This is a genomic window from Deltaproteobacteria bacterium (genome assembly GCA_019308925.1).
Lineage (GTDB): Bacteria > Desulfobacterota > B13-G15 > B13-G15 > RBG-16-54-18 > JAFDHG01.
This window is the reverse complement of sequence record JAFDHG010000094.1, coordinates 1-7,421: the sequence shown is the minus strand read 5'-3', so window position 1 is coordinate 7,421 and position 7,421 is coordinate 1. Positions and strand designations below refer to the sequence as shown.

The following is a 7,421-nucleotide window of genomic DNA, read 5'->3' as shown; positions in this document are numbered from 1 at the left end:
TTGCTGTCGGAAGATTTGAGCCCTGATCAAGTGGTAGAAGGGGTCAAGGTGGAGAGCCCTTTTGGTCTGTCAACTGACCCAGCATGAAGGGGGTTGGCTGTTGATCCATAAGTTACCTCACTATATCTTATGAGGGCCTTTATCTGATTTTGGATCCTTCCTCCTTAAGGGGATATGAACGGGTGGCGATGCATAACAAACGGGTGGAAGGTGGAGTTAAGGTTTTGTGGATTTACTGACAACACACGATTTGATAATAATTTGACATTTTTCTATTTGAACGTATAATGGTATTATGTCAAGCAAAATATTTTTTGTCAGAAATATGGAGGACAGATGGATGATTACGACAAAACTAGGACGGAGGGGACAAATTACCCTTCCCCGGACCGTTCGCCACTGGCTTAACCTTAGTGAAGGAGATCGGATTGCCTTTGTGCGCCGCGGGGATGAGATCATTCTACAGCCCCTCATTCGAACCTTGCAAGACCTGAGGGGTAGTGTTCCTGTATCCGCCCCCCAGGATTTCTCGGCCATCCGTCAAGAGGTGGTTCAGGCCCATGCCCGAAAGGTTGTGAAAGGTGAAGTCTGAGCGTGTTTTTGCTGACACGAATCTGTTTCTGCGGTATCTGACCAACGATGTGCCGGAACAAGCCGATGCCGTTGAACGTTTGCTTCGCCGCGCCGCAGCCGGAGAGCTGGTCTTGGTAACCAATGAACTGGTTATAGCAGAGATCGTGTGGACGCTGGAGACATTCTACCAACTCTCCCGAGAACAAATTAGAGATAAGGTCCTGGCGATCTTTAACACCCCTGGCGTTGAACTGGTGGATGGGAACTTGGTGCTGCAGGCGATTATCTGGTACGCTGAGAAAAACGTCGATTTTATTGACGCATACAACGCAACCTGGCTCCTTAGTCAGGGATTGAAGGGTGTCTATACATTTGACCACAAACACTTCTCCCGCCTAGAAGGGATTACGGCGAAGGTGCCAGTAGAGTAACACATATAAGGGGATCAGATCTTGATTTTTGAATTTTTTATTGGGTGAATAGAGCGATAGGCGGGGAAGGGGTTACCAGTTTAAATTGGCCTTGGATTTTCCATGAGCTTCCTTTTCTGAAAGAAAAAGGGAATTGACATTTTTTTGACCATCAGAGTTCACATTTTGTGATAAAAATGAACTATATGAGACAAAAACATCGTGAGATGCAGAAGGAGTTCCTCAAGCTCTCTCCCGCACAAAGGGTTGAGAGGATGGATGAGTTGTTCATTGAGGGCCTAGCACTATATGCCTATCAGAGGGGGGTCCCCCTAGATGAAGCGTATAAAGAGATTAGTAAAAGAGGTAGATTCTTTACTGAGGATGTTCGCCAAAGAGAGGAACTATAGAGACCTTAAGGTCGCTCTCATTGGTGGGATCGCCGCCATTGCCCATGGAGTGGAGCGGGCTACAAGCGATATAGACTTTCTCATTCATGCCGAGCCGTCTGAAAATCTGCTTGAGGATCTCTCCGGGTTTTTGAAAGAGAATGGGTATCACAAGATGAGGACGTATAAGGCAGGGCTGGATTCCACAGATCCTCTCCAGCATGACCTCATTCTGCTGGAAGAAGACAGAAGGATGGATTTTCTCATTGCTCGTTATCAATGGGAGCTGGAAGGTTTGCAAAAGGCTGAGCAGGGGAGGCCCTTATATAGAGGTACCGCAATTTATCTATTTCCTAAGCCCCATCTTTTGGCCATGAAGCTCAAGGCAGGAGGTCCTAAAGATGATATGGATGTGTTCTATCTCTATCAGCTCCTCAAGGATGATGAACGGATAAAGGCGGAAGAGCTGGCAGAGATCGTCCGAAGAAAAAAGAGGCTCAGGGGGATATTGCAAAGGTACAGAAAGGCGTGAAGAAGGGAGGGGTCATGAAAGAGGATAAAATGAGAGAGGACTATGATGAGATAGACCTAGAGAGGACTATGATGAGATAGACCTTTACGATTACCTGCGGGTGATCTGGAGGTGGAGGTGGATGATCGTTATTGGAGTTATTGTAACAATACTGGTGTCAATACCAGCGTCGTATTTGGTGCGCAGCTATGAGAGTCAGGGGGTGTTGAGGGTGAGCGGGGCAGGTTTAAAACTAGTCTTGCCTCAATATAAGATATATTCCGAGAACTTTTTGACGCCTGATTTTTTCCTCAGTTATGTGAAAACGCACGATGTAATCTCCGAGGCAGGGATTGATGACCTTGAGGAGAAGATTAGAAAAATGGATAGTCTCCAAGAAAATGTTGAGGTCGTTTATGCCTATGGTGCCGAAGAGATTGAGAAGGGAGTTACACAATTCGATCCGGCAAAACAATATGTGACTGCCCTTAGATTGAATTGGAAAATGTCTTCTCCACGTTCTGCTCAGCAAGTTATAGGGGCGTTAGGCAACTTCATAAAATATTCCATAGAACGCAAGATGCTCGATGATTATGTGAAGGCAAGGTATGAAGGTGTGTATATTAATGTTCACCAATTGGAAAACAAGCTCACTAATCTCAGCTTTGCCCTTAGACAGAAACAACAAAAGTTCGAGGATCTGAAAAGGATCGCCAAACGCTTCCCCCATACCGATAAAACATTGGCGAGAGAAGTAGTCTCAGTCGATAAGGGAGGGCATCTTTATCTACCGCCATCGACCCAGATGGTGGCGACTGATGCATCTATTAGTGACATAAAATTAAGTATGACCGATACCAGCCGCGATCTGGGGATCAATAAGGTTCGGTTGGAATTTTTCTCTTTCCTGAAGCAAGAGGTCAAAAAGGAGAGCCCTGATGATTTGTTTATTTATCTTAACTCACTCAAAGAGGAGTTTTTTAAGGGTAAGGATTTAAAACAAGAAGAAATCTCTATTGTCAGAAATGAGGTCTTTGCTGATTTTGCCAGGTTTGAGCATCGGTTTCAGGATGTGATGCAGTTTGTCTCCGGTCCCACCCTGCCGGAGAGGGCCAAGCCCTCCAAGAGACTTGTAGCTGCTGTCGCCTTTGTCCTGGGGCTGTTTTTCTTCACCCTGCTCGCCTTCTTCCTGGAGTTTATCCAGCGGGGCAGGGGGCGAGAGAGGATTGAGGGTGGAAAGAAGGGCAAGAAATAGACATCAATGTGCCATGACGACTACGCCATTCACGAACCACAAAAACCGATAATCCCCCCTCACCCCCCTTTAGAAAACCGAAGGTGACCCTTTGGCCAGGGGGGATGGGGAATTTTAAACCTATTTTCTGAGCATTTTCTTAGAGAACGCTTGAATGATTTCACATTGTGATGTATATTAAAGATATCAAAATGTGCATTTTGGAGATGATATCATGAAGCAGAACATTACCTTGACCTTGCGTCTGCCCCCTGAGCTCTATCAGGAGGCCAAGAGGGTCGCTCAAGAAGAAGGGGAATCTTTTAATGCCTTTTTTCGGAGGCTCCTGGCGGAGAAGCTGCGCAAGGTGGAAGAGAAGCGGTTGTTTGACTTCTTCTCCCTCGTTGCCGAGCATTCAGAGGAAACGGATGTTGACTATGCCTTTCAGGCCCAGAGAGAGGTAATTTCGGAAAATGAGTAATGAGCCCCAACGAGGGGAGCTGTGGTGGGTTGATTGGTCTCTAGGGAGAGGTTCTGAGCAGCAGGGTACTCGCCCGGCCCTCGTGATTCAAACCGATGCGGCGAATCTAAATCCCCGCTATCCCAACACCATCGTTTTGGCCGTCAGCACCAAGGGGAAGCCTGTTCCGTTTCATATCGCGGTGAAACCGACGGTTCAAAACGGGCTTGGAGAGTTATCCTATATAAAATGCGAGCAGATTCTCACCATCTCTAAGAGACGTTTGACGCGTAAAATTGGAACCCTGGAAGCAGAGTTCCTACAACAGGTAGAAAAGGCCATCACGTTGGTCCTAAATATTTGAGCAATCCATCATGACAGAGTGTCACTCACGAACGATGAAAATCCCCCTTTACTAAAGGGGGAAGAACTCCTCTGGCTGAAGAGCCACCTTAGGCCTTTTTTTGTAAAGGGAGGTGGGGAGGGATTTGGGCAGTCTATTTTCTGAGCAAAGCGTTTGACAATGTGGCTACAATTTTCTATAATATTGCTACATCAGGAGGGGAAACGATGCAGAAGGTTGGGATTAGAGAATTGAGAAATAAACTGAGCCACTATCTTAACCAAGTTGAAGAGGGGAAGCGCTACGAACTAACAAAGAGGGGTGAAGTGATTGCCCTCTTGATCCCCGTTCAGGAGGAGAAGATGTACAAAGGTCTCAGGGCGCTGACCGAGGAAGGGATGGCCTTCTGGACAGGTGATAAACCCAAGGGGGCCTCCCAGCCTGTGAAGAATCGTGGTCGCCTGCTATCTGAAATAATCATTCAAGATCGCAGATGAGATGATTCTCTATCTTGATACCAGCGCTCTGGTAAAGCTCTATGTGGATGAAGAGGGTTCAGAGAGAATTAGGGGATTGGTAGAGTCTGCCCAGGTCATTGCTACTTCACGCGTTTCTTATGTGGAGGCTAGGGCAGGGGTTGCGAGGAAGCTTCGCGAAGGCGACTTGACCGAAAGAGAATATAGGCAGATCCTTGAAGATTTGGAAAAAGATTGGAAGAGCTATTTCATCGTAGAGGTCTCCGAGCGTGTAACCAGGATCGGTGGAGAGTTGGTGGGAAGACACCCCATTAGGGGGTTCGATGCTATCCATCTAGCTTCAGGAATATTGTTGAAGAACAGAACAGAAGAAGAGGTCTTGTTCGCTTGCTTCGATGAGAGACTTAAGGAAGCGGCCAAATCCGAGGCCCTGCTCGTTTAATAAGTTAAAAGGGAAAAATAGATGATAAAGACCGGATTGGGTTCGAGGCGAAAAAGGGTCTGATATGGAGAAAGTTATCCTTGTCACCGGAGGGGCGGGGTATATAGGGAGCCATGTGGTAAAGGAGTTGAGAAAGAAGGGTTATAGGCCCCTGGTCTATGATAACCTCTCCACAGGCCATCAATGGGCAGTAAGAAGGGATGAGTTGATAGAGGGGGATTTAGAGGATAAATTGCATTTGCAAGAGGTCCTCGAAAAAGAGAAGCCGCTAGCAGTGATGCACTTTGCTGCAAACGCCATAGTGAGCGAATCAGTAGAGCGGCCAGAGATCTATTTCCGCAACAACGTTATCAATACCTTTAACCTCTTAGAGGCAATGCTGGCAAGTGGGGTGAAATATTTTATCTTTTCTTCCAGCGCTGCTGTCTATGGCAATCCGCACCAGATCCCCATCCCCGAAGATCATCCATTGAGCCCGATGAACCCCTATGGAGAGGGAAAGTTCTTTGTGGAGAAGGCCTTACGGTGGTACGAGAAGGCCCATGGCCTAAAATATATCTCACTTAGGTATTTCAATGCTGCTGGGGCCGATCCAGAAGGGGAGCTGGGAGAGGCCCACAATCCAGAAACCCACCTCATCCCCCGTATCTTGGAGGTAGCCTTGGGCAAGAGACCCTTTATAGAGATATACGGCATTGATTACGACACCCCTGATGGCACCTGTATAAGGGACTACATTCACGTAACCGATCTGGCCCAGGCCCATATCTTGGCCCTGGAGGCCCTCTTGGATGGCACCACCAGCAATGTCTACAATCTGGGAAATCAAAGGGGGTTTTCCGTAAGGGAGGTGGTGGAGGCATCCAGAGGAGTAACAGGACATCCCATTCCAACAAAGGAATCTTCCCGAAGGTCGGGAGACCCTCCTGTGCTGGTGGCCAGCGCAGAGAGGATAAAGAGCGAGTTGGGTTGGGGGCCTCAATATGATGATATGAAGATGATTCTGGAGACGGCATGGGGGTGGATGCAAAGGAAATGATGCTCGAAATTTTTGGCCGGATATCACCCTGGTGTCAGTCTTCCCTTAAAGATATGTCTTCTTAAATTCTTTATCTAATCGCTCACTAAACCCTTTGAGCAGCTTTTCTCTCTCTAAAAGATATCCCACCACTTAAGCTACCGCAGAATAAAGTAGTTTACATGCCCTTTTTAAACTATGCTTAAGGAATACAGCGCTACATTCAGGTATCTCCTGGTCATTATAGACATCGTCATTATTCTGCCCGCTTTTTGGCTAGGATATTATCTGCGCACGGGGCCTCTATCTGAGTGGTTTGAGAAAGGACTTGGCCCTCTGCAAGACTACGCATGGCTGGTTTGCTATCTGATCATATTTACTCCCTTAGCCCTATATCTATTGGGAGCATATAGACCCTTCCGTACGGAAAATCTCCTCAGGATAATAGCAAGGCTATTCATCAGCGTGATATTGATCATCGGCAGCGAAGCGGTCATTCTATTCTTCAAGCAGGAATGGATGTATAGCCGCTCGTTGCTTTTGGGCTGGGGACTTATCTACTTTGCCCTTATTGCCTCAGAGAGGGTATTGTTGGTCTCTTTTTTGAGAAGCGTTCGAAGGGGGGGGTTCAATTTTAGACGAGTAGCTATTGCGGGAACAGGGAAAGAGGCACAAGAGGTGGTTGAGGAGATAAATGCCAATAGGTTTTGGGGATTAAGAATTGAGGGGATAATAACAGAAGGGGAGAAAACTGAGGGGGAGATATTTGGCCTGAAAATATTGGGCAGTTTGAGGGAAATAGAAAGTATCATAAAAAAACATGTAATTGACGACCTTTATTTTACCTTGGGGACCTTCCATGACTCTTTACTAATGGTGACTGAAACCTGTGCCCTGGTGGGATGTTCTCTCTATATAGTGCCACCAATAAGAGATGGATATTTCACCAAGATAAGAACCAACAACCTCGGTTCAATTCCCTTATTATCCTGTCGTAACGGCCCAATCGCCCCCCTGCAATTATTTGTCAAGAGGGAAGTAGATCTTCTTATCTCCGGTATGGTTATGCTAATCTTCCCTCTCATTTTTTTGATCATAGGGGTAATGATAAGATTAGACTCTAAAGGACCTATCTTGTACGCCTCTACAAGGGTCGCTCACAACAGGAGAAAATTCAAATGTTACAAGTTCCGCACCATGGTAAAGGACGCCGATAAACTCGTCCATCTCCTCAAGGAGGTGGATGAGATTGATGGACCGGTGAGGAAATCATCAAAGGACCCAAGGATTACAAGGGTGGGGCGGTTCTTGAGGAGGTATAGCATCGATGAGATCCCCCAATTTATCAATATCTTCAAGGGGGAGATGAGTCTGGTCGGTCCCCGGCCACCCTTGCCTGACGAAGTCGAGCAGTACAAATTAAGTGATCTACGGAAGTTGAGCATGCCTCAGGGCATCACCGGTCTCTGGCAGGTGAGTGGCAGGGATGCGGTAAAGAGCTTTGATGAGCGTTTAAAGCTGGATCTAGCTTATATAGACAATTGGTCCTTATGGCTCGATCTTAA

10 protein-coding genes are annotated in these 7,421 nt (G+C 46.8%); all 10 read left to right on the top strand.

The annotated features are described in order from the left end of the window. Positions 1-340 precede the first annotated feature (340 nt). Positions 341-592 carry an AbrB/MazE/SpoVT family DNA-binding domain-containing protein gene (locus JRI46_12025; protein MBW2040292.1) on the top strand — a complete coding sequence of 84 codons (252 nt, stop codon included), beginning with the start codon at positions 341-343 and terminating at the stop codon, positions 590-592. Next, positions 582-1,004 carry a PIN domain-containing protein gene (locus JRI46_12020; protein ID MBW2040291.1) on the top strand — a complete coding sequence of 141 codons (423 nt, stop codon included), beginning with the start codon at positions 582-584 and terminating at the stop codon, positions 1,002-1,004. Before JRI46_12025 ends, JRI46_12020 begins: the two co-directional genes overlap by 11 nt. A 315-nt stretch (positions 1,005-1,319) precedes the next feature. Beyond that, positions 1,320-1,904 carry a hypothetical protein gene (locus JRI46_12015; GenBank protein MBW2040290.1) on the top strand — a complete coding sequence of 195 codons (585 nt, stop codon included), beginning with the start codon at positions 1,320-1,322 and terminating at the stop codon, positions 1,902-1,904. 121 nt (positions 1,905-2,025) lie between these two features. Further along, entirely contained in the window at positions 2,026-3,138 is a 1,113-nt protein-coding gene (locus JRI46_12010; protein ID MBW2040289.1) for a hypothetical protein, read from the top strand. Positions 3,139-3,352: 214 nt separating this feature from the next. Beyond that, entirely contained in the window at positions 3,353-3,598 is a 246-nt protein-coding gene (locus JRI46_12005; protein ID MBW2040288.1) for a toxin-antitoxin system HicB family antitoxin, read from the top strand. Further along, entirely contained in the window at positions 3,591-3,941 is a 351-nt protein-coding gene (locus JRI46_12000) for a type II toxin-antitoxin system PemK/MazF family toxin (GenBank protein ID MBW2040287.1), read from the top strand. The genes JRI46_12005 and JRI46_12000 overlap by 8 nt, the downstream gene beginning before the upstream one ends. A gap of 206 nt (positions 3,942-4,147) precedes the next feature. Continuing rightward, a complete protein-coding gene (locus tag JRI46_11995) occupies positions 4,148-4,417 on the top strand; it encodes a type II toxin-antitoxin system prevent-host-death family antitoxin (protein ID MBW2040286.1) in 270 nt (89 codons plus the stop codon). 1 nt (position 4,418) lies between these two features. Then, positions 4,419-4,838 carry a type II toxin-antitoxin system VapC family toxin gene (locus JRI46_11990; GenBank protein ID MBW2040285.1) on the top strand — a complete coding sequence of 140 codons (420 nt, stop codon included), beginning with the start codon at positions 4,419-4,421 and terminating at the stop codon, positions 4,836-4,838. A 64-nt stretch (positions 4,839-4,902) separates the two neighbouring features. Beyond that, entirely contained in the window at positions 4,903-5,877 is a 975-nt protein-coding gene (gene galE, locus JRI46_11985; GenBank protein ID MBW2040284.1) for a UDP-glucose 4-epimerase GalE, read from the top strand. A 177-nt stretch (positions 5,878-6,054) separates the two neighbouring features. Further along, positions 6,055-7,421 (top strand): sugar transferase (locus tag JRI46_11980; GenBank protein ID MBW2040283.1); only part of this gene is annotated, 1,367 nt, incomplete at its 3' end.